The 1,310-nt window shown below is 69.2% G+C and carries 2 protein-coding genes; both read right to left on the minus strand.

The features are described 5' to 3' along the window. The coding region (locus ACFY5C_RS41690) for a response regulator (RefSeq protein ID WP_389455294.1) at nt 1-644 on the minus strand (644 nt) is incomplete at its 3' end. 198 nt (nt 645-842) lie between these two features. Then, nucleotides 843-1,310, minus strand: a 468-nt coding sequence (locus ACFY5C_RS41695; protein WP_389455296.1) for an HPF/RaiA family ribosome-associated protein, incomplete at its 5' end; no start/stop codon positions are given.

A 1,310-nucleotide genomic window follows, 5' to 3' on the forward strand; every position in this document is an offset into this window, starting at 1 on the left:
GTGTTCTCCGAGATGAACAACTCCTTGGCGATGTCCCGGTTGTTCATCCCGGTGGCGACGAGCTTGAGCACCTCCAGCTCGCGGTCGGTGAGGCGCGGTGCGGGCACGAGCCGGCGCTCGTCCGTCCGCTGGATCATCGACTTGAACTCGGTGAGCAGCTTCGACGCCATGGACGGGCTGATCTGGGACTGTCCGTCGGCCACGGCGCGGATGGCGGTGGCGACCTCGTCCGTGGAGATCTCCTTGAGGAGATAGCCGGTCGCGCCCGCCTTGATGGCGTCGTAGAGGTCGGCCTCCTCGTCGCTGATCGTCAGCATGATGATCTTCGCGCTGGGGGCCACCTCCTTGATGGAGGTGCAGGCCTCGATGCCGCCTCGCCGGGGCATGCGGACGTCCATCAGCACGATGTCGGGCAGCAGGTCGGCGGCCTTGTCGACGGCCTCGGCGCCGTCGCCCGCCTCCCCCACCACCTGGATGTCCTCCTCGGCGGCGAGCACGATCTCCAACCCACGGCGGAACAGGGCGTGGTCGTCCACGACGAGGACTCTGATCGGCTCCTTGCGCGGAGAGCCCGCGTCCGGGCCCGCGCCGACGACATCACCGTCGGCGTCCTCGTCCCGCATCGGTCCGAAGCTGTCCGTCATGGTTCCTCCCCCTGAGGCTGTGGCTGGTCGCATGCCATCGCCAACCCAAGGCAGTGGCCCATCGGTTGGGCCGTCCGGTCATGATTCCATGCCTGGCCGACAGTGCGGTGACGTGCGGGGCGCGAAGTGGTCGCACACCGGTGCCCCTGGGGGCGCACACGCGCTCCAGGGGCACCGCTCAGCCGTCGGCCGGGTGGGTCAGCCGCCCAGCGTGCCACCGGCCGCTGGTGCTTGCGCCTCGGTGACCATCGGGTCCGTGCTCAGGTGGATGACGCCGTAGTCGTAGGCGTGGCGCCGGTAGACGACGCTCGGTTCCTTCGTCTCGGAGTCGACGAACAGGTAGAAGTCGTGCCCGACCAGCTCCATCTCGTAGAGGGCCTGGTCGAGGGTCATCGGGGAGGCGACGTGGGTCTTCTCGCGCACGACGAGCGGGCCTTCGCCCTTCACCTCGAGCGAGCCGATCTTCTTGGTGGGAATCGCGTCCGGCTCTTCGGTCTCGAAGGTCTGCCCGTTGCCGTTCAGCGTCGCGGCACCGGGGACGTGGTCGGGCACCTCGGCCGCCGTGATCCGGCGTGCGCCCCGGCGCGAGAACCGCTTGTCGTGCTGCTTGCGCAGCCGGGCGTCCAGCTTCTCCGCCGCGAGGTCGAGCGCCGCGTACGGGTCGCT

The organism is Streptomyces sp. NPDC012935 (genome assembly GCF_042900345.1).
Taxonomy (GTDB): Bacteria; Actinomycetota; Actinomycetes; order Streptomycetales; family Streptomycetaceae; genus Streptomyces.